Here is a 491-nt window from a genome sequence, read left to right as displayed (position 1 = left end):
ATAGTAAACATGCCAAAGTACTTAACCTGTTTTCTTATACTTGTGGTTTTTCGGTAGCGGCTATGCACGGCGGTGCTGATCATGTGATGAACATGGATATGAGCAAAGGCGTGTTAAAAGTCGGTAAGCAAAACCATCAACTAAACAATGTTGATAGGGGCGTCAGTTTTTTACCGCATGATATTTTAAAGTCGTTTGGTAAGCTAAAAAAAGCCGCACCGTTTGATTTAATTATTGTTGATCCACCCAGCTTTCAAAAAGGCAGTTTCATATTAACAAAAGACTACCAAAAAGTGCTGCGCAGACTTCCTGAGCTTTTAAACGATACTACACAGCTGTTGTTATGCGCTAATAGCCCAGAGCTTTCAGAAAACGACTTTAAAGCACTTATTCAAGAACATACTCAAGGTGCTATTGAGTTTGTTAAACGCCTAGTACCGACTGATCGCTTTATTGAAATTGATAGCGATAAAAGCTTAAAAGCATTGGTG

The 491-nt window shown here is 38.7% G+C and carries 1 protein-coding gene; it reads left to right on the top strand.

Annotated elements, in window-relative coordinates:
- Window positions 1-491 (top strand): class I SAM-dependent methyltransferase (locus PSH48_RS20840; protein WP_273612307.1); only part of this gene is annotated, 491 nt, incomplete at both ends.

The organism is Pseudoalteromonas sp. Angola-4, from assembly GCF_028599265.1.
Taxonomy (GTDB): domain Bacteria; phylum Pseudomonadota; class Gammaproteobacteria; order Enterobacterales; family Alteromonadaceae; genus Pseudoalteromonas; species Pseudoalteromonas atlantica.
The sequence above is the reverse complement of the archived record's forward strand: the minus strand, read 5'-3'. Positions and strand labels throughout refer to the sequence as shown.